This is a genomic window from Streptomyces sp. NPDC050147 (assembly GCF_040660195.1).
Taxonomy (GTDB): domain Bacteria; phylum Actinomycetota; class Actinomycetes; order Streptomycetales; family Streptomycetaceae; genus Streptomyces.
The window spans coordinates 22,173-43,516 of the sequence record NZ_JBFALJ010000015.1 but is presented as its reverse complement, the minus strand read 5'-3'; the positions used below and the strand labels follow the sequence as shown (position 1 = coordinate 43,516).

At 72.1% G+C, this 21,344-nt stretch carries 16 protein-coding genes and 2 pseudogenes; 11 read left to right on the top strand and 7 right to left on the bottom strand.

Translation table 11 applies throughout. From position 1 onward, the window contains the following. Positions 1-22 precede the first annotated feature (22 nt). The 3 genes from AB0I94_RS23020 (at position 23) to AB0I94_RS23010 (ending at position 4,008) form a co-directional block, all read left to right on the top strand. Positions 23-1,474, top strand: coding sequence for an acyl-CoA synthetase (locus AB0I94_RS23020; RefSeq protein ID WP_363311483.1), 1,452 nt, complete (start codon positions 23-25; stop codon positions 1,472-1,474). Beyond that, positions 1,467-2,873: a carboxyl transferase domain-containing protein gene (locus AB0I94_RS23015; RefSeq protein WP_363311482.1), complete on the top strand. Its 1,407-nt coding sequence runs from the start codon at positions 1,467-1,469 to the stop codon at positions 2,871-2,873. Before AB0I94_RS23020 ends, AB0I94_RS23015 begins: the two co-directional genes overlap by 8 nt. An 85-nt stretch (positions 2,874-2,958) precedes the next feature. Continuing rightward, positions 2,959-4,008, top strand: coding sequence for an NAD-dependent epimerase/dehydratase family protein (locus tag AB0I94_RS23010; RefSeq protein WP_363311481.1), 1,050 nt, complete (start codon positions 2,959-2,961; stop codon positions 4,006-4,008). Between the two features lie 103 nt (positions 4,009-4,111). Here the strand turns inward: AB0I94_RS23010 and AB0I94_RS23005 are convergent, their stop codons facing one another. Both AB0I94_RS23005 and AB0I94_RS23000 read right to left on the bottom strand, forming a co-directional pair. Continuing rightward, entirely contained in the window at positions 4,112-5,224 is a 1,113-nt protein-coding gene (locus tag AB0I94_RS23005) for a HAMP domain-containing sensor histidine kinase (RefSeq protein ID WP_363311479.1), read from the bottom strand. Positions 5,225-5,229: 5 nt separating this feature from the next. Next, positions 5,230-6,069, bottom strand: coding sequence for a response regulator transcription factor (locus AB0I94_RS23000; RefSeq protein ID WP_363311478.1), 840 nt, complete (start codon positions 6,067-6,069; stop codon positions 5,230-5,232). 124 nt (positions 6,070-6,193) lie between these two features. On the opposite strand from AB0I94_RS23000, the gene AB0I94_RS22995 reads away from it, so the two are divergent. From AB0I94_RS22995 to AB0I94_RS22985, 3 genes and pseudogenes are all read left to right on the top strand, one after another. After that, the gene (locus AB0I94_RS22995; protein ID WP_363311477.1) at positions 6,194-6,964 is read left to right on the top strand and encodes a glycosyltransferase family 2 protein; all 771 of its coding nucleotides are present in this window, start codon (positions 6,194-6,196) and stop codon (positions 6,962-6,964) included. Continuing rightward, a complete protein-coding gene (locus tag AB0I94_RS22990; RefSeq protein ID WP_363311476.1) occupies positions 6,961-7,620 on the top strand; it encodes a DUF2064 domain-containing protein in 660 nt (219 codons plus the stop codon). Before AB0I94_RS22995 ends, AB0I94_RS22990 begins: the two co-directional genes overlap by 4 nt. Further along, positions 7,617-8,306, top strand: a pseudogene (locus AB0I94_RS22985) (methyltransferase domain-containing protein); the annotation flags it as partial. The gene AB0I94_RS22990 and the pseudogene AB0I94_RS22985, both read left to right, overlap by 4 nt. Here the strand turns inward: AB0I94_RS22985 and AB0I94_RS22980 are convergent. Both AB0I94_RS22980 and AB0I94_RS22975 read right to left on the bottom strand, forming a co-directional pair. Continuing rightward, complete coding sequence (locus AB0I94_RS22980) at positions 8,252-8,740, bottom strand: hypothetical protein (protein ID WP_363311475.1); 489 nt, start codon at positions 8,738-8,740, stop codon at positions 8,252-8,254. The pseudogene AB0I94_RS22985 and the gene AB0I94_RS22980 sit on opposite strands and share 55 nt — an antisense overlap. Continuing rightward, positions 8,740-10,011 (bottom strand): molybdopterin-dependent oxidoreductase, encoded by a 1,272-nt coding sequence (locus AB0I94_RS22975; RefSeq protein ID WP_363311474.1) that lies wholly within the window; start codon positions 10,009-10,011, stop codon positions 8,740-8,742. The genes AB0I94_RS22980 and AB0I94_RS22975 overlap by 1 nt, the downstream gene beginning before the upstream one ends. 113 nt (positions 10,012-10,124) lie before the next feature. Here AB0I94_RS22975 and AB0I94_RS22970 point away from each other — a divergent pair, with 113 nt between their 5' ends. Further along, positions 10,125-11,483: a hypothetical protein gene (locus AB0I94_RS22970; protein WP_363311473.1), complete on the top strand. Its 1,359-nt coding sequence runs from the start codon at positions 10,125-10,127 to the stop codon at positions 11,481-11,483. Here AB0I94_RS22970 and AB0I94_RS22965 read toward each other — a convergent pair. Continuing rightward, positions 11,470-12,657, bottom strand: a complete 1,188-nt coding sequence (locus AB0I94_RS22965; protein ID WP_363311472.1) for an MFS transporter — start codon at positions 12,655-12,657, stop codon at positions 11,470-11,472. The genes AB0I94_RS22970 and AB0I94_RS22965 overlap by 14 nt on opposite strands. Before the next feature lie 182 nt (positions 12,658-12,839). Between AB0I94_RS22965 and AB0I94_RS22960 the strand changes: the two genes are divergently transcribed. Together AB0I94_RS22960 and AB0I94_RS22955 are read left to right on the top strand one after the other, a co-directional pair. Continuing rightward, the gene (locus tag AB0I94_RS22960; protein WP_363311471.1) at positions 12,840-14,897 is read left to right on the top strand and encodes a glycoside hydrolase; all 2,058 of its coding nucleotides are present in this window, start codon (positions 12,840-12,842) and stop codon (positions 14,895-14,897) included. A gap of 98 nt (positions 14,898-14,995) precedes the next feature. Further along, positions 14,996-16,132 (top strand): annotated as a pseudogene (locus tag AB0I94_RS22955) (polysaccharide lyase family 1 protein); the annotation flags it as partial. Positions 16,133-16,262: 130 nt separating this feature from the next. Here AB0I94_RS22955 and AB0I94_RS22950 read toward each other — a convergent pair. Together AB0I94_RS22950 and AB0I94_RS22945 are read right to left on the bottom strand one after the other, a co-directional pair. Beyond that, positions 16,263-16,622: a hypothetical protein gene (locus AB0I94_RS22950; protein WP_363311470.1), complete on the bottom strand. Its 360-nt coding sequence runs from the start codon at positions 16,620-16,622 to the stop codon at positions 16,263-16,265. 35 nt (positions 16,623-16,657) lie between these two features. After that, positions 16,658-18,310 (bottom strand): AMP-binding protein, encoded by a 1,653-nt coding sequence (locus AB0I94_RS22945; RefSeq protein ID WP_363311469.1) that lies wholly within the window; start codon positions 18,308-18,310, stop codon positions 16,658-16,660. 469 nt (positions 18,311-18,779) lie between these two features. Between AB0I94_RS22945 and AB0I94_RS22940 the strand changes: the two genes are divergently transcribed. Together AB0I94_RS22940 and AB0I94_RS22935 are read left to right on the top strand one after the other, a co-directional pair. After that, positions 18,780-19,622, top strand: coding sequence for a GntR family transcriptional regulator (locus AB0I94_RS22940; RefSeq protein ID WP_363311468.1), 843 nt, complete (start codon positions 18,780-18,782; stop codon positions 19,620-19,622). Between the two features lie 167 nt (positions 19,623-19,789). Then, positions 19,790-21,331, top strand: a complete 1,542-nt coding sequence (locus AB0I94_RS22935) for an MFS transporter (protein ID WP_363311467.1) — start codon at positions 19,790-19,792, stop codon at positions 21,329-21,331. Positions 21,332-21,344: the final 13 nt, after the last annotated feature.

Genomic DNA, 21,344 nt, shown 5'->3' with positions numbered 1-21,344 from the left:
GACAACCAAGGAGATACGCAGCGTGAGCTCCCCCCATCCGCCCCTCTTCCCGGCCCTCGTCGCGGGCCCCGATCTCCCCGCCCTGCGCTTCGGCGAACGCTCGCTGACGTACGCCGAACTCGTTGCCGCGGCAGGTTCCCTGGCCGCCTCGATCAGCTCGGCGCGCCGGGTGGCGCTGTGGGCCACACCCACCCTGGAGACCGCCGTCGGCGTGGTGGCCGCGCTGCTCGCCGGTGTGCCCGTCGTGCCGCTGAACCCGAAGACCGGCGAGCGCGAGCTGGGGCACATCGTGGCGGACAGCGCACCGACGGTGGTGCTCGCGGCGCCGGGCGACGAACTCCCCGCGCCGCTGGCGGGGTTGGAGCGTACAGACGTCACCCTCACCGGTTTCGCGACGCCCCCCGCCCCGCCCGTCGAGCCCGACCCCGAGTCCCCCGCCCTGATCGTGTACACCTCGGGCACCACGGGACCGCCCAAGGGTGCGGTACTGCCCCGCCGAGCCCTCTCCACCACGTTGGACGCGCTGGAGGACGCCTGGCAGTGGACGTCCGACGACGTGCTGGTGCACGGGCTTCCGCTGTTCCATGTGCACGGTCTGATCCTCGGCATCCTCGGGCCGCTGCGCCGGGGCGGCTCGGTGCGACACCTGGGCCGTTTCTCCGTCGAGGGCGTGCGGCGCGAACTGGCCGACGGGGCCACGATGCTGTTCGGCGTGCCGACCATGTACCACCGCATCGCGGAGGCGCTGCCCACCGATCCGGGCCTCGCCAAGGCCCTGTCCGGCGCTCGGCTCCTGGTCTCCGGGTCCGCCGCGCTGCCCGTCCACGACCACGAGCGGATCGCGACGGCCACCGGGCGCCGGGTGATCGAGCGGTACGGCATGACGGAGACCCTGATGAACACGAGCGTGCGGGCCGACGGCGAACCGCGGGCCGGGACCGTCGGGGTGCCGTTGGGCGGGGTCGAGCTGCGGCTCGTGGACGAGGCGGGCTCCGAGACCGCTGACCCGCGTGAGGTCGGCGAGATCGAGGTGCGCGGCCCGAATCTGTTCACCGAGTATCTGAACCGGCCGGACGCCACCGCCGCCGCCTTCACCGCCGACGGCTGGTTCCGCACCGGCGACATGGCGGTGCGCGACGACGACGGCTATGTGCGCATCGTCGGCCGCAAGGCCACCGACCTCATCAAGAGCGGCGGCTACAAGATCGGTGCGGGCGAGATCGAGAACGCCCTTCTCGAGCACCCGGGCGTACGAGAGGCCGCCGTGACCGGGGAGCCCGACGACGACCTGGGCGAGCGCATCGTCGCCTGGATCGTGCCGACCGACCCCGAACAGCTGCCGACAGCAGCCGACTTGGCGGACCATGTGGCCGCCCAGCTCGCTCCGCACAAGCGCCCCCGGACGGTGCGCTACCTTTCGGAGCTGCCCCGCAACGACATGGGCAAGATCATGAAGCGGTCCCTCCATGTCTGAGCCGACGCCTGACGGACCGGCCCTCCGCTCGACCGCCCGCGCGGCCATCACCGCGGTGGCAGATGAGAGCAGCTTCCGCGAACTCCCCTGGGGCGACGCGGGCTTCAGCGACTCCCCGCCGAACGGCCCGCTCGACTGGCAGGGTTACGCCGATTCCCTCGCACGCGCCGCGGAACGCACCGGCGAGCGGGAGTCCGTGGTCTGCGGCACCGCCACCGTCGGCGGCACCGCCGCGGTGATCGTCTCCTTCGAGTTCGGGTTCCTGGGCGGCTCACTCGGCCGGCGCACGGGTGACCGCCTGGAAGCCGCACACCGCCACGCCCGGGACCACCGACTGCCCGTCGTCTCGTTGATCGCGACGGGGGGCAGCCGCATGCAGGAGGGCATGCGCGCCCTGGTCCAACTGCAGCGCGTGGCCCGGCAGTCCGAGCTCACCGGCGCGGCGGGCCTGGCCCGGATCGCCGTCCTGCGCGACCCGACCACCGGCGGCGGCTGGGCCACGCTGGGGGCAGGCGCCGACCTGATCCTCGCCCTGCCCGGCAGCCAGATCGGCTTCGCCGGGTCCAGGGTGCGCCCGGCGGACGCGGACCCGACCGCGTACACCGCCGAGGCACAACTGGCGGCGGGGGCGATCGACGACGTCGTACGCCCCGAAGAGTTGCGCGAGGCACTGGCCCTGCGTCTCGGGCTGCTGGCCGCTCCCGGCGGCTCCCGCCCGCTGCCCGGCGCGCCCACGCCCGGCGCCCCCGTGCCTCCCGGTGCGCTGGGCCGCCGGGACCTGCCGGCCACCGGCTGGGAAGCCGTCAACCGGGCACGAGCGCCCGAACGTCCGCGCGCGGCAGCCTATCTGGACGCCTACTTCACGGAGCGGGCGCCGTTGCGCGGTGACCGGTGCGGGGGCACGGACCCCGGGATGCTCTGCGGGTTCGGGCGGCGCGAAGGGCGGACCGTCGCCTACGCGGCGCAGGGCGGGACGGCGACGACACCCGCCGGGTACCGCACCGCGGCACGTCTTGTCCGGCTCGCGGGGCGGCTCGGCATTCCGGTCCTCACCCTCATCGACACCCCGGGCGCCGCGAACGGGGCGGAGGCCGAACGCGCGGGGGCGGGCGCGGCGATCGCCGATCTGTTCGCCTCCGTCGCCGCCTCACCGGTACCGGTCACGTCTCTGGTCATCGGCGAGGGCGGCTCCGGCGGCGCGCTCGCGCTCGCCTCACCGGACAACCTCTGGGCGACGCCGGACAGCTACTTTTCGGTGATCGCCCCGGAGCTGGCGACCGCGATCCTCAAACGGGGGCCCGAGGAGACCCGGTCGACGGCCGAGCAACTCCGTCTGCGCCCGCAAGATCTGGTCGAACTCGGCGTGGCACGCGGCATCGTGACGGCCCGCCACGACTGAGCCCCGCCAAGCCGGTTCTTACGGACCCGTGACGAAGGGCTCTCGGCGGCCGTCACCCCTGCTCAGCGCAGTTAGCGTGAGCCGCATGCGCGTACTTGTCACCGGCGGCGCCGGGTTCATCGGATCGCACGTGGTCGAAGTCCTCACCGAACGCGGGCACGAAGTGGTGGTGTACGACGCCCTGCTGCCTTCTGCCCATACCGAACCGCCGCGGCCGCCCGACGGGCAGCGGTGGACCGTCGCCGACGTCCGGGACCGGGACGCGGTGCGGGACGCGCTGCGCGGGGTGGACGTGGTCTGTCACCAGGCGGCGATGGTGGGGCTCGGCAAGGACTTCGCGGACGCTCCGGCGTACGTCGGCTGCAACGACCTGGGCACGGCTGTGCTGCTCGCCGCGATGGCCGAGGCCGGGGTACGTGAACTGGTGCTCGCCGGGTCGATGGTGGTCTACGGGGAAGGGCGCTACGAGTGCGCGCGGCACGGCGCGGTCCGGCCGGGTCCGCGCGCGGCGGCGGATCTGGACGCAGGGCGCTTCGAGCCCCTGTGTCCCGACTGCGGGGCCGAGTTGCGCCCCGGCCTGGTGCGCGAGGACGCGCCCGCCGATCCGCGCAATGTGTACGCCTCCACCAAGTTGGCGCAGGAACACCTGGCCGCCGCGTGGGCGCGATCCTGCGGCGGCCGAGCGGTCTCCTTGCGCTACCACAACGTGTACGGGCCCGGCATGCCCCGCGACACCCCGTACGCCGGTGTGGCCTCGTTCTTCCGTTCCTCGCTGGAGCGGGGCGAGGCGCCCCAGGTCTTCGAGGACGGCCGCCAGCGGCGTGACTTCGTGCACGTACGGGATGTGGCCATGGCCAACGCGATGGCACTGGAGGCGGTGCGCGAGCGGGAGGCGGGGGTGTGCAGGGCGTACAACACCGGCAGCGGGGAGCCGCACACCGTCGGGGAGATGGCCCGCGAGCTGGCGCTGGCGTTCGGTGGCCCGGCTCCGGCGGTGACGGGCGAGTACCGGCTCGGGGACGTCCGGCACGTCACGGCGGACGCGGGACGGCTGCGGGCGGAGCTGGGATGGCGGGCCGAGGTGGGCTTCGCCGAGGGCATGGCTTCGTTCGCGAAGGCACCGCTGCGGAACTAGCCGACTCTGCACTTCGGTGGTGGTGAGGCCGGGATGTGCTTCACCACCGATGGCACCGAGGGGGCCCCTCCTTCGCGAAGACGTCGCTACGGCGCCCCGGGCCTTACGCGCCTGCCGACGGCAGCGTGACCTCGAAGCGGCAGCCGCCCGCCACATTGCGCACGGCGGCCCGGCCTTGGTGGGCCTCGACGATGCCGCGCACGATCGCGAGCCCGAGTCCCGCGCCCGCCGGTGGTGTGCGGGACTGGCTGCCGCGCCAACCGGTGTCGAAGACGCGGGACAGGTCCTCCTCGGGGATGCCGCCGCAGCCGTCCGTCACCGACAGCACCACGCCCTCCGGGGAGCGCTCCGCGGCCACCGCGACGGTCCCGTCGGCCGGCGTACGGCGGATCGCGTTGATCAGGAGATTGCCCAGGACGCGGCTCATCTCCTTGCTGTCGACCTCCACCGGCACGGGCTCGACACGGTCGCCGACCAGACGCACCCGATGCTCGCGGGCCAGCGGGTCGGCGCCCGCGAGCGCGTCGCCCACGAGGTCGTAGACGGAGATACGGGACGGCGTGAGGGCCAGCGCGCCCGCGTGGATGCGGGAGAGCTCGAAGAGGTCTCCGACCATGGAGTTGAGGCGTTCGACCTCGGTGCGGATCTGGCGCAGATAGCGGTCCGGTTCGGCGGCAACACCGTCCTCCAGCGCCTCGGACATGGCCCGCAGTCCGGCCAGCGGAGTGCGCAGGTCGTGCGAGATCCAGGCGACCAGTTCACGCCGGGAACGCTCCAGGGCCCGCTCTCGCTCCCGGGACTCGGCGAGCTTGGCGCTGGTCGACTCCAACTCGCGTGTCAGCGCGGCGAATTCGGCACTGACGAGTTCGGGCGGGGCGGCGAAGCTGCCGCCGTCGCCGAAGGAACGGGCCGCCAGGGTCAGTGCCTTGCTGCGGGCGACCATCCAGCGGCCCAGCAGCAGAGCGGTGGCGAGCGAGACCACGGCGGCCATCGCCACGACGATGGTGACCACCTTCAGGTCGTGCGGCGACAGGAACATCTCCCAGGCCACCGCGAGCGTCCCGGCCAGCATGGCGAGCACCGCGACGGCCGCCACGACGGTCATCGCCACCACGAGGGACCGTTGCCGCAGCAAGCGCAGCGTGATGGCGCCCAGAAGTCCGGCACTCGCGGCTCCCAGGAAGGCGAAGAGGGCGATGAGGAGAACGTCCTGCATGAAAGTCAGCCTTCGGCTCGGGGCGGCACGCGGTCGCGCCGGGAAGCATGGGTGTCGGGCGGGGTGCGGACGGACGAGGGATCAGCGGCGCCCCGCGGGCCCGCTTCCTCGTCCGGTACGTCGAGCCGGTACCCCAGACCCCACACCGTCTGGATGAGCCGCGGCCTGGCCGGGTCGTCCTCGACCTTGCCCCGCAGCCTGCGGACGTGGACCGTGACCGTGGACAGGTCGCCGAACTCCCAGCCCCACACTTCCCGCATCAGCTCCTCCCGCCCGAACGCCTGCCCCGGATGGCGCAGCAGGAAGGCGAGGAGGTCGAACTCCCGCAGGGTGAGGGCGAGTTCGGTCCCGCCCTTGGTCGCGCGGCGCGCCACCAAGTCCACCCACAGGCCCGCGGCGCCCAGCGTGGCAACGCTCTCGGGAGCGCGTGCGGCGTGGCTGCGCCGCAACACCGACTCCACCCGCAGGACCAGTTCGCGCGGGCTGAACGGCTTGGTGACGTAGTCGTCGGCCCCCACCTCAAGGCCCAGGATCCGGTCGTCCTCGTCGCCGCGGGCGGTGAGCATGATGACCGGCACCGGCCCCTTGACGCGCAGACGGCGGCACACCTCCAGACCGTCCATGCCGGGCAGCATCAGATCGAGGACGACGAGGTCGGGCCGGAACACCCCGGCGCGCTCCAGCGCGCCGGGGCCGTCCTCGGCGCGGTCGACCGTGTAACCGTCGCGCTCCAGGTAGCCCGCGACGACCTCGGCGACGGTCGGGTCGTCGTCCACGACGAGCACCCGAAGCGCGCCGGGCGCCGTGGTCCCTGCGGGCGGGTGGTCCTGCGGTGGTGGCTGCATGCCACCAGCCTCGCACCTGCGGCGCGCGGACCAGCCGGTCAGGCCTGCTCGCGGCAGCCGACGTCCCTGTTTCGTAAGAACCTCAAGTCCCCTATGTCCGGTTCACATTCCTAGGGTTGGTCACATGGCTCCCTCCTCCTCCGCGGAATCCGACGTACCCGACGTGCCCGACCCACCTGGTCCCCGCGCCGTCCGGGTCGACGTCGTCCTGCCCTGCCTCGACGAGGCCGCGGCGCTGCCCTGGGTCCTGGAACGGATTCCCGCGGGCTGGCGGGCCCTCGTCGTCGACAACGGCTCCACCGACGGTTCGGCGGACATCGCCCGCGCGCTGGGCGCCACCGTCGTAACTGAGCCGCGGCGCGGCTTCGGGGCCGCCTGCCACGCGGGCCTCACGGCGTCCGACGCGGACGTCGTGTGCTTCTGCGACTGCGACGCCTCCCTCGACCCGGGGCTGCTGCGGCCCTTCGTACGCAGGGTGACGGACGGCGCAGCCGACCTGGTCGTGGGGCGGCGGCGCCCCCAGGGCCGCGGCGCCTGGCCGCCGCACGCGCGCGCGGGCAATCTGGCGCTCGCGCGGATGCTGCGGCGGCGTACCGGCGTACGGCTGCACGACCTGGGCCCGATGCGGGCGGCGCGGCGCGAGGAGCTGCTCGGGCTCGGCCTGACCGACAGGCGCAGCGGATACCCCCTGCAGATGGTCGTGCGGGCGGCCGACGCCGGCTGGCGGATCGAGGAACGGGACGTGCCGTATCTGCCGCGCGAGGGGAAGTCGAAGGTCACCGGGACGTGGCGGGGGACGTGGCACGCGGTGCGCGACATGCGGGCGGTGTTCGCGGAGGCACCGCGGGCGGCCTGCGCCGAAGGCGGATCGCGTGTGCCGGGCGGTGCGCTGTGACCGCCTGCGGCACGACCCTGCTCGTCATCGCCAAGGAGCCGTTGCCGGGACGGGTGAAGACCCGCCTCACTCCGCCCTACACCCCCGAGGAGGCCGCCGAGCTGGCCGCGGCCTCGCTCGCCGACACTCTCGGCGTCGTACTCGCGGCGCCCGCCCACCGACGCGTCCTGGTGCTTGCCGGGCAGCCCGGGCCCTGGCTCCCTCCCGGCATCGAGGTGGTTCCGCAGTGCGCGGGCGGCCTTGACGAACGGCTCGCCGCGGCGTTCGCGGGCTGCGCCGGACCCGCCCTCCTGGTCGGCATGGACACCCCCCAGATCACCCCGGGCCTGCTCGCGCCCGCCCTCGGCCCCGACGCCTGGCAGGACTGTGACGCCTGGTTCGGCCCTGCCGTCGACGGCGGATTCTGGGCGCTCGGCCTGGCCGACCCCGACCCGCGGCTGCTGCGCGGCGTCCCCATGTCGAGGCCCGACACCGGCGCCCTGCAACGTGCCCGGCTCACCGGCGCGGGCCTGCGGGTGCGCGACTTGCCCGCGCTGCGCGACGTCGACACGGCCGACGACGCCGGGAAGGTCGCCGCCACCGCGCCGGACAGCCGGTTCGCCGCCGCGCTCGCCCGCCTCGCGACGGCGGCCGGGCACCCGGGCGGCGGCCGATGAGCACGGCAGCCCCGGACACCGAGCTGAGCAGGACAGCCCCCGCGGCCACGCCCTGGCGTGCGGACCCGTACACCAATGCCCTGCGCAACGGCCACGGCCCCTTGTTCCTGCGCCGCAGCGACGGCTGGCTGCTGCCCCTCGACGTCGAACGCTGGTGCGCGAGTGCCGACGCGGCGGACCTCTCCGGGTTGCGCCGCTGCGAGGGCAGTGTCCTGGACATCGGCTGCGGCCCCGGTCGGCTGGTGGCCGGGGCGGCGGCCCTGGGCCACCGCGTCCTGGGGGTCGACGTCAGCCAGGCAGCCGTCGACCACACGCTCCGGCTCGGCGGCCCCGCCCTGTTGCGCTCCGTCTTCGACACGCTTCCCGGCGAAGGCCGCTGGGGCACCGCCCTGCTCATGGACGGCAATGTGGGGATCGGCGGAGACCCCGGGGCGCTGCTCACGCGAGTCGCCCAACTGGTGGCCCCCGGCGGCCTGTTGATCGCAGAAGCCGCACAGATCGACGTCGACGAGCGAGTGGAGGTGCACGTCTACGACGGTCACGGCACACCGGGCGAGCCGTTCCCCTGGGCCCGTCTCGGCGCCCCCGCCCTACTGCGCCATGCCCGTCCGCTCGGCTGGAGCCCGGCCGATCAGTGGACCTCCGCGGGCCGTTCCTTCCTGTCGCTGCGCCGCGCGCGCCGCACCTGAACCACCCGGCACAGTGCGGCTCCGGCGAACAGCGCGGCCGTGACGACCAGCCAGCGAGTGAGGAAGGCGTCGGCGGGGAGCCCGGTGGCGGACTCATAGCGTTCCACTCGCCCGGCGATGAGCGGGAACCACACGAGCAACAGCAGCCCGGACAGGAACGCCGGAACCCGTACGAAGTTGATCCACGCCGCCCTGCGCTCCCGCCGCCCGGCGGCGGCCCGCAGGGCGCGGTCGGCTAGTGCGTACGCGGGCACGAAGACCAGATCGTGCACCAGAGCCGCGCCCACGAACCAGACGGCGACAAGCAGCCCGTCACCGCTCAGGAGGCGCACCCCCGCATACCCCGCGAGCGCGAACGAGCCGAGCAGCAGGAGGAGTTGCAACGCCCCCTCCCCGTACCACCGCCGGAATCGGCGTGCGAGAGCGGTCATCACAGCTCCCCGAAGGTCAGACGGGACACCCATTTGGTGTTGAGCACACCGGGCGCGGCCGGAACGATGACGCGCGCCGGATAGCCGTGGTCCGGGGACAGATCCTCGCCGTTGACCTGCAACGCGAGAAGGGAGCGCGGGTCGCGGACCTGGTTGTCTCGCAACGCGGCCCTGCGGAAGGCCCCGTGCCGTTGCAGGGACTCCACGAACACACCTGGAGGGCCCTCGTCGAACCCGGCCAGGGCCGCGAGGTCACGCAGCCGCACGCCGCGCCACCACTGGTCCGACGTCGACCAGCCCTCCACACAGGCGATGGGCAAAGCCGCGCTGTGCAGCGGGAGTTGGAGCAAATCGAAGCGGGAGAGCCTGACGTCTCCCCGAGGTCCTGCGACGACCAGACGCCACAGCTCACCCGTGTCCCGCCGTCCGACACCCACCTTCGCGGCCGTCTTGTTGATCTGGAAGCCGTTCGGTCCGCTTCCCGGATCACCGCCGCCGTGCGGGGCGAAGAGCGCGGTGCGGCGCAGAGGGCCGTCGAAGCTCTGCCCCGCCGTGGTCACGAACAGCACGGCGGAGCCCGCGCCGACCATGCCGAGCGCTCCTCGCCGCGACACGGTCGGCTCGGCGGACCGGGGCGCCACCAGACCTCCTTCGCCGTGCGGCTCGGGACGCGGATCCCGCAGCCGTTCGCGCAGGCCCGGCTCACGCAGCACACGTACGACCTGGGGCAGGCGCAGCACGGCATGGGTCACGAACGCACCGAAGAACACCCAGGCGCCGTAGAAGTGCAGCGGATAGAACGACCCCGGGAAGAGGTACTCCAGCTGGACGTTGAGGACACCGGTGACGAACTCGAACAGCGCGCCTCCGACCAGCAGGAGCAGCGACACCCGCTCAAGGGCGTGCCCCACCGATCGCGCCGGGGGCAGCGTGAAGAGCTTCGGGATCACCGACCACAGCTTCGCGAGCAGCACCGGGATCAGCGTGATGCCGACCGTGACGTGCAGACCCTGGTTGAGGCGGTAGAGCCAGTGCGGGTCGGTCGGCCAGTCGAAGAGGTAGAAGCCGAGGAGTCCCTTGTCGGGTGTCTTGTCGTTGGCGGGTGACAAGTTCGGGTTGTACGCCGCGTACGACAGCAGGCCGGTCACGAACAGCACGGTGACACCGACCAGCAGGACGACGCCGAGCACCGAGGTGAGCCAGGGCCCACGCAACGGGCTGCGCCAGAAACCGGGTTCGGCGGGAGAAGGGACGCGTCGTGCGGGGGGCATGAATCGACCGTATGCCGGGCCTTGTGCCGCAGCGGGCCCGTGAATCATGACGAAACGCTGACGTCGTCCCTCGGAGCCCGTTCACTCGCGCCACCCGCGCCTACGGTGCGGACGTGAGCACCACAGAACGCACCGGCCACCGCCGTGACCTGGCCGCTGCCGGAATCGCGGCGCTTGTCGTCGTCGCGGCCGTCGTCGTCGGCACGTCGATCGAGCACGCGGACGGCACGCTGCATCTCAACTGGCCACCCCTGTACGCCCAATGGCATCCACACGTCGGACCCGGCACACCCGCCGCGGTGGCGGTCGCCGCCGCCGTGATCGTTTACGCCCCCGTCCTCGCCGTCCGGTTGTCCTGGCGGACACTCCTGCTCACCGCATGGACCGCCTCCATGGCCTGGATCTGGTCGCTCGCGCTGATCGACGGCTGGCACCGGGGCGTGGCCCGGCGGCTCACCACCAAGTACGAGTACCTCCAGGTGATCGACCGCTTCGAGGACATCCCCGGCACGCTGCGCGACTTCACCCGGCACATCCTCATCGACTCCCCCGGTCACTGGCCCGCCCACACCGCGGGCCATCCGCCCGGCGCCACCCTCACCTTCGTCCTGCTCGACCGCGTCGGCCTCGGGGGCGGCGCCTGGGCCGGGGCCTTCTGCATCACGGTGGGCAGCACCGCCGTGGCGGCCGTCCTGATCACCGTGCGGGCACTGGCCGACGAGGAGATGGCCCGCCGTGCGGCGCCCTTCCTCGTCCTGGCCCCGGCGGCGGTCTGGATCGGCGCCTCGGCGGACGGCTACTTCGCCGCCGTCACCGCGTGGATGACCGCCCTGCTCGCGCTGGCGGCGACGCGCGAGGCCCGCTCCCCCGCCGCCGCGGCACTCGGCTCCGGCCTCCTGTCCGGCCTCACCTGCTACCTCTCGTACGGTCTGACGCTCTTCGCCGTCGTCGCCGCGGCCGTCCTGCTGATCACCCGCGCCGCGCGCCCCCTGCCGCTCTTCCTGGCGGGAACAGCCGTGGCCCCGCTCGTCTTCACTTGGTTGGGCTTCGACTGGTGGGAGGCCTATCGCCTGCTCGTCGAGCGCTACCACCAAGGGGCGGGCGGCATCAGGCCGTACGCCTACTTCGTCTGGGCCAACCTCGCCTGCACGGTCCTGGTAGTCGGCCTCGCGACGGTCGCGGGCCTGCGCCGGACGGCGGCTTCCGCGCCCGGCGCGATCAAACGCCTGTGGGCCGGCCGCACCACACCCGCCGACCGCCTGACCGCCCTTGTCCTGGCCGCTCTGCTTGCTCTGCTGGCCGCCGACCTGTCGGGCATGAGCAAGGCGGAAACAGAGCGCATCTGGCTGCCGTTCGCCACGTTCCTGCTCGCGGCGACCGCCTTCGTGCCGAAAGCACGTCAGCGCCACTGGCTCACCGCGCAGGCCGTACTCGCGCTCCTGCTGAACCACTTGCTGTTCACGGGCTGGTGAGGGCGCGGCTCCCGCCGCTCACGGGTCGCGGCTCGGCGGGTTCGGGCAGGGTGCGGAACAGCAGCCAGCTCAGGACGGGCATCAGGACCAGGGGGGCCAGGGCGCTCCGCAGGGATGTCGCGTCGGCGAGGCTGCCGATCAAGGGGCTCGCCAGACCGCCGATGCTGACCGTCAGACCGAGAGTGATCCCGCTGGCGGTGCCGACGCGCGAGGGCAGGTAGTCCTGCCCGAGCGTGACCTGCAACGAGAACGGGACGTAGAGACCGGCCGAGGTCAGCGCCACGCACAGATAGAAGGCCGGACCGGGCACGAACACCACGCCCGCGACGCATCCGGCCGTGAGCAGGTACGCCCAGCGCGCGACGGTGACCCGGTCCCAGCGCTCGGCCAGCGTGCCACCGAGCACGGAGCCGACCGCGCCACCGAGGTAGAGCACGAAAAGCGCCGCGGTACCCGCCGCCGTGCCGCCCCCCATGCGCTCTTGGGCGTAAAGGGAGATGAAGGTGCTCAGGCCGATGAAGACGACCGACCGGCACACCACGGCCAGCGACAGCTTCACGAACGACGCTCTGTCGTCGTCACCGGCCGACGCCGCCGTACCCGTATCGCCTCCGGCGGCCTGTCGCTGCCGTTCCAGCGCGCGCAGCACGGGCAGGCACAGCACGGCGCCGACGAGCGCCGGCAGCACCAGGAGCGGCGTCAGGCGCAGGCCCCCCGCGGCGACGACAGCGGTGACCAGGAGCGGGGCGGCCGCGAAGCCGAGGTTGCCGCCGAGCGAGAACCACCCCATTCCCCGGTGGCTGCCCCGGCCGGCGAGCCGGGCGACCCGTGCCGACTCGGGGTGATAGGCGGCCACGCCCACCCCGGACACCGCCACGAACACGAGGGTCAGCGCGTAGGAGCCGCTCACCCCGCTCAAGGCGATGCCCAGGCCGCCCAGCAGCGTGCTGGCCGGGAGCAGCCACGGCATGGACCGGCGGTCGGTGAGGATGCCGAACAGAGGTTGGGCCACGGACGACAGCAGGGAGGCGGCGAGCACGATCCCCGAGACGGCGGCATAGCTGTAGGCGCGCTCGGCGACGAAGAACGGCACCAGGGACGCCACGGCGCCCTGGTAGAGGTCGACGCAGGCGTGCCCGGCGGACAGCAGGGTGATGGACGTATTCCTTCGCACCCCGTCATCGTCGACGCCGCAGGCCGTGTCGCACTTCCGATAATCTGCCAGAAGATGCCGATGTTCCGCCATGCGCCGACCGTCACCGTGATCCCGCGCCATGGGTCGGTTGCCGCAGCGTTCGCAGGAGGGCCAGAGGTCCTCTTAGAAACTTCTTAACCCCACCGCCGACGCTCTGCCGCGTGAACCACGCGAAGAGCAACAGCAGTCAGACACAGGGAGCCCGGCACAGTGACGTCGTCGGTGGGCGGCGTCGGCGACGTTCGCGTACGTACGGCATCGCCGCGGCCGTCGCGCTGACCGCCGGCACGGCGTCGGCGGGCTACCTGGCCATGGCCGAGCCGCCGCCCGGGGGCGGCGTGTCGACCGCGCCACCCCAAGTACACGGTGGGACGGTCGACTTCACGGTGCGGGGCGGTACCGCGCGCGTCGACACCGGGTCGCTGCGCGTCACCGGGCGCACGGGCGACGGGGCCTCGCTGCCGGTGTCCGGCGCGGCGGGCCAGTCGCTCGGCAAGCCGGGCGAGGTGACCGTGGACGGGGACAGGGCCCACTGGTCGTATCCCGACAAGAAACTCACCGTCACGGCCAAGAGCGATCACGGCCGCCTGCGCATGACGGTGCGCTCCGCGACCGACCAGAACCTCTCCTGGCCGCGTACGACGCCCGGCGCCGACGCGGCCCTGCAGATCCCCCGCGGCGAAGGCCTGCGCGTCCCGGTGAGCGACGCCTTCTGGAATTCCGGCGAGGCCGGGCTGAAGGGCTCTCAGGCCGAACTCTCGGGCGGCCTCACGCTTCCGGCCTGGGGCTACACCCGCGGCGGGCACGGCGTCGGCTACATCGTGCCGGAGGAGGTCGGCACGTCGCTCGGCTTCGCGTCGAAGAGCGGCCGCATCGGCGCCACGGCGCGGCACGAGTTCTCGCGGCGCGAACAGACCCGCGACTACACGGTGCACTTCTCCCTCACCGACTCGTCCCCGGTCTCCTCCGCCACCGACTACCGCGACTACCTCGACGAGCGCGGCAAGTCGCGCTCGTTGAAGCAGAAGATCCGCGAGAACCCGGAAGTGGCACGCCTCTTGGGAGCTGTTCACGCCTACGCCTGGGGCAGCGCACGTACGGCGAAGGGCGTGAACGAGCTGCGTGAGCTCGGCGTCTCCCGGCTCTGGCTCAGTTACGACGCCGACGACCGGCCGATGGACGGGCAAGCCGTGCGGGCAGCGGAACGAAACGGCTACCTGGTCGCTCCGTACGACTCCTACGCCAACGGCCAGCCGCCCGGGAGCGCCGACAACCCCTCCTCGAAGTGGCCCGGCTCGGTCTACCCGGACTTCTGCGTACGGAACTGGAAGGGTGAGATCAAGGAAGGATTCGGCGGCCGGGGCTGCTATCTCAGCACCCAGGCCTTCCAGCAGGCCGAGCCCGGCAAGCACTACCTGGACGACCGGGCCAAGAAGATGACGGCCAACGGCGCCGACAGCTATTTCCTGGACGTCGACGCGGCGGGCGAGCTGTTCACCGACAGCAGCGAAGGCCACCACATGAACAAGAAGCAGGACCGCGCCAACCGTCTGGAGCGCATGCGGAAGCTGGCCTCTGACGACAAGTTCGTGCTCGGCTCGGAGTCCGCGGGAGCCTGGGCCGCCTCCGCGCTCGCCTTCGACCACGGTGGCCAGACACCCGTCGCCGATGGCCTGTGGAAGCTGGAGAAGGACAAGGAGAAGTGGGGCGGCTACGCACCGCAGGGCCTGCCCGCGTTCTTCTTCCAGCAGGCCGAACTGCCGCCCGCCCTGGCGAAGGCGATGTACGACCCGCGCTACCGCGTCCCCTTGTACGAGACCGTGCTGCACGGTTCCGTCATCAACACTGACCGCTGGGAACTGCCGTACAACAAACTTCCGGCGCAGAAGACCGACCGCGCGCTGATGTCCGCCCTGTACAACACTCCGCTCAACTTCACGCTCGGCGACGGGAACTTGAGGTCCACCGGCAAGGAAATGGCCACGCTCCAACGCTATTTCGTGCCTCTGCACAAGGCCGCGGGCACCGAGCGGATGACCGACTACGCGCGACTCACCGCCGACGGGACGGTGCAGCGCTCAAAGTTCGGCGACGGAGAGCTGACCGTGACGGCCAACTTCGGCAAGAAGGCGTACGGCGGGCTGCCGGGCGGCTGCGCCGAAGCCAGGCTCGAGGACGAGCCGAAGCCCCACCGCCTCTGCCCGGCACAACAGCCCTGAGGACCTTGCGGCGGGGCGGCAACCTCGTGGACCACTGCGACGACTACGGCATGCGGGACAGCAAAACCCGGGATTCAACGATGAACAGGGAGCTGACCATGAGCCGAGCACGTTCACGAAGACTGCGCGTCGCGCTGGCCGCGCTGGCCACCACGGCCGCCACCGGTGCGGCCCTGACGCTGCCGGAGGCCTCCGCTCAACCGGACGCCTCCGCGCGAGCCGGGGCCTCGGCCGCGGTCGGCAGCGCCACCGGCTACGCGACGCAGAACGGCGGGACCACCGGCGGCGCGGGCGGGAAGACGGTGCGGGCCACGACGGGCACCGCGATCCACGCGGCGCTGTGCAGCCGCGCCGCCGACGACACCCCGATCACCATCGAGGTGGAGGGGAAGATCAACCACGCCAACACCGCGAAGGTGTCGGGCGACAGCTGCAACACCGCCGCCGGTGTGATCGAGCTCAAGCAGATCAGCAACGTCACGCTCGTCGGCGTCGGCAGCGGCGCCGTCTTCGACCAACTGGGCATCCACATACGGGAGTCCAGCAACATCATCATCCAGAACGTGACCGTCAAGAACGTCAAGAAGTCCGGCTCCCCCACGTCCAACGGCGGTGACGCCATCGGCATGGAGAGCGACGTCCGCAACGTCTGGGTCGACCACACGACCCTGGAGGCGTCGGGCGGGGAGTCGGAGGGCTACGACGGGCTCTTCGACATGAAGAACAACACGCGGTACGTGACCCTGTCGTACAGCGTCCTGCGCAACTCCGGGCGCGGCGGTCTCGTCGGGTCCAGCGAGAGCGACGTCTCGAACGGCTACATCACGTACCACCACAACAAGTACGAGAACATCGACTCCCGTACGCCGCTGCTCCGCGGCGGCACGGCCCACATCTACAACAACTACTACGTGGGTCTGAACGAGTCCGGCATCAACTCCCGCGCCGGAGCCAAGGCCAAGGTGGACAACAACTACTTCAAGGACTCCAAGGACGTCCTCGGCACCTTCTACACCGACGCGGCCGGTTACTGGCAGGTCAGCGGGAACATCTTCGACAAGGTGACCTGGTCTCCCGCCGAAAGCGACTACAAGCCCGCGGGCCCGAACCCGACGTCCAACACCACGGTGAGCATCCCCTACGCCTACCACCTCGACAGCGCCGGCTGCGTGCCGGCCATCGTAGGCAGAACGGCGGGGGCGGGCACCGGCCTCAAGGTGTCGGACGGCAGCTGCTAGGGACGGCGCGACAGTGAGGGTCCGACCGGAACCGCCGGTCGGACCCTCACCGCTTGCCGAGGCATTCCCGGCGTATCGGTGGGTCAGGGGATCAGTGGGTCAGGGGATCGGTGGGTCGCTTACCGGGTCAGTGATCGGAGTAGCTGAAATCGCCGATGGTCCAGGCGCTGACGTCCTCGATCGCCACGCGGTACATCCCGCCCGTCTCCGGGATCCCCACCGTGCCCTGGAGGATCCGCGCCACGTGGAAATGCAGATACCTCGGCGGCCCCTCCGGCTGCGTGGCGGCGGTGAACACGGCGGAGAAATCACTCAGGCGGTCCGAGTCCGCCAGCACCTCCGACACCCGCTGCCTCCACACCGATTCCGGAGCCAGCCGCCCCGTGATGACAGCGCCACAGGCGACCACGGTCAGAGACATCTGAGTGCTGTGCCCGGACTCCACCAGAGCGGCGACGTCAACAAGCAGTTGGTCAGGCTTCGACATGAGAGAGGATTCTAATCGCCAGTCGTCCGCTCAGCTCACGCGGTGGTGCGCCGCGGGCCCCCGGGCGCTGCGGCCGGCGCCTCGCCGGTCCACGCGGCGCGCAGCGCCTTCTTGTCCACCTTGCCGACTTTGGTCGTCGGCAGCTGACGCAGCAGGACCGTCTTCCGGGGCGTGTACAGCTCGCCCAACTCGGCCGTCACCGAGGCGCCGACCTCGTCCGGGTCGACGTCAGCGCCCTCCGCCGTGGCCAGGAAGATCTGTACGGCCTCTCCGTACTCCTCGTCCGGCATGCCGAGGGCCGCCGCGTTGCGCACACCGGGCAGCGTGAGGAGGAAGTCCTCCAGGACCCTGGAGTAGACGTTGTCGCTGGTACTGCCGGTGACGATGATGTCCTTGGCCCGGTCGACGAGATAGAGGTATCCCTCGGCGTCGAGATAGCCCATGTCCCCGGTGCGCAGCCAGCCGTCGTGCAGCGCCGCCGCCGTGCGCTCGGGGTCCTCGTAGTAGCCGAGCATCACCGTCTCGCCCCGGACGCACACCTCGCCGACCTGCCTGCCGGGCAGGGCGACCGTGCTGTCCTCACCACGGATCTCGATCTCGACGCCGGCTATCGCGCGACCGCAGCTGCGCCAGAGCTCGGGCCGCTGGGCACCCTTCGAGGCGAGGTCTTCGGCGCCGAACGCGGCGATACCGAGCGCCTCGGACTGCCCGTAGCCCTGGCTGAGCACCGGCCCGAAGACCTCGACCGCCTGCTGGAGCCTGCTGGGCGAGGTGGCGGCGCCGCCGACGACGATCCGCCGCAGCGCGGGAAGGGCGCCCGGCGCGCACTCCGGGTGGTCGAGAAGCGCGTACAGCATGGGCGGTACGAACATGGTCGCGGTGATCCGCTCCTCGCGCAGCACCGCGAGCGCCGCGCCCGCCTCGAACTCGGGCAGGACGACGAGGGTTGATCCTGTCACCAGCGCTTGGACCGAGGTGAGGTGGCCGCTTCCGTGGGTGAGCAGCGTGGCGGCGAGCACGCGGTCCGTGCCCGGCTTCATCGTCGGGAAGACCGCGGGACGTGAGTCCTGCGGGGCGCCGTCCGCCAGGTCCACCAGCGTGTCGTAGAGCCGGTGGCTGTGCGCGGCGAGCTTGGGGCGGCCCAGGGTGCCGCCGGTGTAGAGGACGGTGACCGCTTCGTCCGCTCCCGGGTCGGGCACGCCGTCGGGGCGCACCGCCGGGTACTCGGCCTCCAGGGCCAGCAGGTCCGTGCACTCCGGTTCGCACGGTCCCAGGCTGAGCAGCTCAGGTGCGTGGACGCTGCGGCCCGCGGCGTCCGCGGCCCGCTCCGCGAAGAGCGGGTCGGTGACCACGGCGCGCGCCCGGGACTGCTCGACCAGCGCGGCGAGTTCGCCGGGCCCCGGCTCGGGCGGCAGGAACACGACGCGGCAGCCGATGAGATGGACGGCGAGCTGCACCAGGACGGAGTCCACACGATTGGCCAGGAACAGCCCTACTCCGTCTCCGGGTGCGAGCCCCTGCCCGCGCAGCGCGTGGCCCAGCCGGAACAGCCGCCGGCGAGCCTCTCCCCTGGTCAGCCGCTGCGTACCCTGGACGAGCGCCTCGGCGTCCTCGTCCTCGTGCCAGTGCTCCAGGATGCGATCCAGGTAGGTCCGCGACCGGGATGTTTGCTGTGCGTTGATGATCATGGGCATATGCAAACATGTCGCTCCGGCGGTATGCCCTCGCAGGGGGCGATTACAGCCATCAGCGGGCGGAGTACCATGCCCCGACCTGGGCGGAGTAGTCGCCGCCTTGAGGTGGCCGAGGACCACACCGGCCACACCGACACCCTCAGCGCAAACTGCTTAGCGGAATCCCGCTTGTCCTCGCCGCGTGCGCAACACCCGCCGGCGTCGACCGATGGCCACGCCCGCCCGTCCGACAGGCAGCCCGGCCGCCCGCCGTCGAGCGGCCCGTCTCGCCGACAGCTGGTGGCGCACCCGGCCGACCGTGGGTGGCACACCCGCCCGACGGCCCCGCATAGTCCCAGGTCACGACATCACCGCAGGTCACATGGGGTGGCGTAACTTCGCGGCAACATTGCTCGCCTAGCGTCGGTGTCCGGCGTGGCGTCCTGCCCGCGCCGGCTGTCCACGCATCCATCTTGAGGGAGCCATGCGCGAGCCGAAGCCGAGGGGTGACGGGTCCGGCGTGCCGCTGACGCGGGCCGACCGAGCCCGGACCGTGGCCAGCGTGCTGCGCAGGCAGGTCATGCGCGGCGCCTTCCCCGGCGGAGTACTGCCGGACGAGCGAGCCCTGATCGCCGAGTTCGACGCCTCCCGGAACACGGTTCGTGAGGCTCTGGGGCTCCTGCGTGACGAAGGTCTTGTCGAACGCCGACGGGGTCTGGGCACGGTCGTCATCGGCCGCGCCTACGAGCATCCGCTGGGCGAGCTGTCGGGACTCGCCGAGGTGCTCCAGCGGCACGGCACCGTCGTCAACGAGGTCCGCGAAGCCCGCGTCCTGCGTCCGCCGCTCACGGTCGCCCGCCGCCTGGACCTTCCCGCAGGGAGCCCTGCCGTCTACCTGGAGCGGCTGCGCCGGGTGGACGGCATCCCCCTCTCCCTGGACTGCACCTATCTCATCCCTGAGGTGGGTGAGCCCCTTTTGGCGCGCGCCAGGAAGACGCCGCGCACGCTGGAGAACCACGACGTCTTCGATCTGATCGAGACCGCGACGGGCATGCCGCTCGGCAAGGCCGATGTGTCCGTCCACGCCACGGTCGCCGATCCGGCGACCTGCGCGGTCCTGGAGATGCCCGGGGGCGGCGCGATCCTCGCCGTCGAACGCCTCACCCGCCTCGCCGACGGCCGCCCCGCCGACCTGGAGTTCCTGCACCTGCGCGGGGACCGACTGACCCTGCACGCCACGCTCGACCGGGCGACCAAGTACACCGACCGCGCCGCCGCCTCCGCCTCCTCCGCAGACACCGACGGCACCGTCAGCTCCTTGCCGTAAGGCTTCACCGGCCACCCACCCCCTTTCGCGCAGGCGCTTGCGTGACGACGCGTCGACTCCGTACCAGGCACGCGTTGTGACGTGCTGTGCCTCCCCCGAGCCTCCCCAGTTCCTCTTCCACGGAGGTCCCGTTGGATCACGCCGATCCCACCCCTGCCACCGGCCCGATGACCGAACCACCCACCGGACCGCCCACCGATCCTCGCGCCGCGCCCGCATCCGATCCCGCTCACGCTCACGCCCCCCGACGGGACGCGCTCCCGCACCGTCCGCCCGCGCTGGTCACGCTGGCCATGGGCCTGTGCGTCACCTTGGTGATCGGCATGGTTTCCGCCGTCAATCTGGCCATCCCCGACCTGTCGGCCGACGCCCTGCGTCCCTCCGCTCAGGCCGTGGTGTGGGTCGTGGACGGCTATGTCGTCATCTTCGCCTGCCTGTTGGTGCCCGCCGGCGCGCTCGCCGACCGCAGGGGTCGCAAGGGAACGCTCATGTGCGGCATGGGAGTCTTCACCCTCGGCGCGGTGGTCTGCGCCGCTGCCCCGCACGTCACCGTGCTGATCGCCGGGCGCATGATCAGCGGGGTCGGCGCGGCCGCCGTACTGCCCAGCACGCTCGCCCTGCTGGTCGAGGGCCTGCCGGAGCAGGCTCGGCGCAAGGCCGTCGCCGTGTGGGCGTCCATGACGGGGCTCGCTGCCGTACTGGGCAACGTCGGCGGTGGCGCCGCCATCGAGTACGGCAGTTGGCGCACGCTCTTCCTCTGCCTGATCCCGCTCGCGCTGTGCGCCCTGCTCCTGGTGGCCGCGGTGGCCCCCGTCACCGCCCGCCGGCCGAGCCCCGCCGCGCCGCTCGCCGGCGCCCTGCTCACCGCCGGCTTCCTGGCGCTGCTCTACGCGATCGTCGCCGGCCCGCAACAGGGCTGGAGCGCCCCACCGGTTCTGGCCGCCTGCACGGGGTCTCTCGCGCTGCTGGCCGCCTGGGCCCGGCATGAACTGCGCGCCCGCGACCCGCTCCTGGACCCGCGGCTCTTCGCACGGCCCGCCGTTCGGGCGGGTGCGGCAGGGATGGCCGCGCTCTTCGCCGGGATGTTCGGCCTCTTCTACCTCAACGGCCAGTACCTCCAGTACGCCAAGGGGTACGGGCCGCTCGAATCCGGGCTGCGGTTGCTGCCGATGGCGGCGGCGCTCCTCGCGGGACCGCGCATCGGCCTGCTGTTCGAGCGGGTGTGCGGCCGGCGCGGCACCGTCCTCATCGGGATGCTGGTACTGGCCGCCGGGCTGTGCGTGGTGTCGGCTGCCGACGCCCGTACCCCGTACGTGCTCTACGCCCTGGGCGCCGGGCTCACCGCTCTCGGCTGCGGCACCGCGAGCCCCCTGCTCTCGCACGCCATGATGAGTGCGCTGCCCGCGGAGAGGGCCGGAACGGGCTCCGCGTTGCAGAGCCTCGCCAGGGAGTTGGGCAGCGCTGTCGGTATCGCTGTCACCGGCACCATCACCGCTGCCGTCTTCACGGCCCGCCTCCCCTCTCGGCTGTCCGGCCCCGACCGGCCGACGACGGTCGCGGAGGCCGTGTCCCGCACCGGGGACCCTCACCTGCACAGGGCGGTCGTCGACGCGTTCACCTCGGGACTGCACACCGCGACGTCGACCTTGGCCGCCGCGATCACCCTGGTCGCGTTCGCCGTCGCCAGATGGCTTCCGCCGGAGCGGTGAGCCACGCAGGGGA

Coding starts and splice junctions, on each gene's coding strand:
- AB0I94_RS23015 (WP_363311482.1), top strand. CDS start 1,467: ATGTCTGAGCCGACGCCTGACGGACCGGCCCTCCGCTCGACCGCCCGC.
- AB0I94_RS23010 (WP_363311481.1), top strand. CDS start 2,959: ATGCGCGTACTTGTCACCGGCGGCGCCGGGTTCATCGGATCGCACGTG.
- AB0I94_RS23005 (WP_363311479.1), bottom strand. CDS start 5,224: ATGCAGGACGTTCTCCTCATCGCCCTCTTCGCCTTCCTGGGAGCCGCG.
- AB0I94_RS23000 (WP_363311478.1), bottom strand. CDS start 6,069: ATGCAGCCACCACCGCAGGACCACCCGCCCGCAGGGACCACGGCGCCC.
- AB0I94_RS22995 (WP_363311477.1), top strand. CDS start 6,194: ATGGCTCCCTCCTCCTCCGCGGAATCCGACGTACCCGACGTGCCCGAC.
- AB0I94_RS22980 (WP_363311475.1), bottom strand. CDS start 8,740: ATGACCGCTCTCGCACGCCGATTCCGGCGGTGGTACGGGGAGGGGGCG.
- AB0I94_RS22975 (WP_363311474.1), bottom strand. CDS start 10,011: ATGCCCCCCGCACGACGCGTCCCTTCTCCCGCCGAACCCGGTTTCTGG.
- AB0I94_RS22950 (WP_363311470.1), bottom strand. CDS start 16,622: ATGTCGAAGCCTGACCAACTGCTTGTTGACGTCGCCGCTCTGGTGGAG.
- AB0I94_RS22945 (WP_363311469.1), bottom strand. CDS start 18,310: ATGATCATCAACGCACAGCAAACATCCCGGTCGCGGACCTACCTGGAT.
- AB0I94_RS22940 (WP_363311468.1), top strand. CDS start 18,780: ATGCGCGAGCCGAAGCCGAGGGGTGACGGGTCCGGCGTGCCGCTGACG.
- AB0I94_RS22935 (WP_363311467.1), top strand. CDS start 19,790: ATGACCGAACCACCCACCGGACCGCCCACCGATCCTCGCGCCGCGCCC.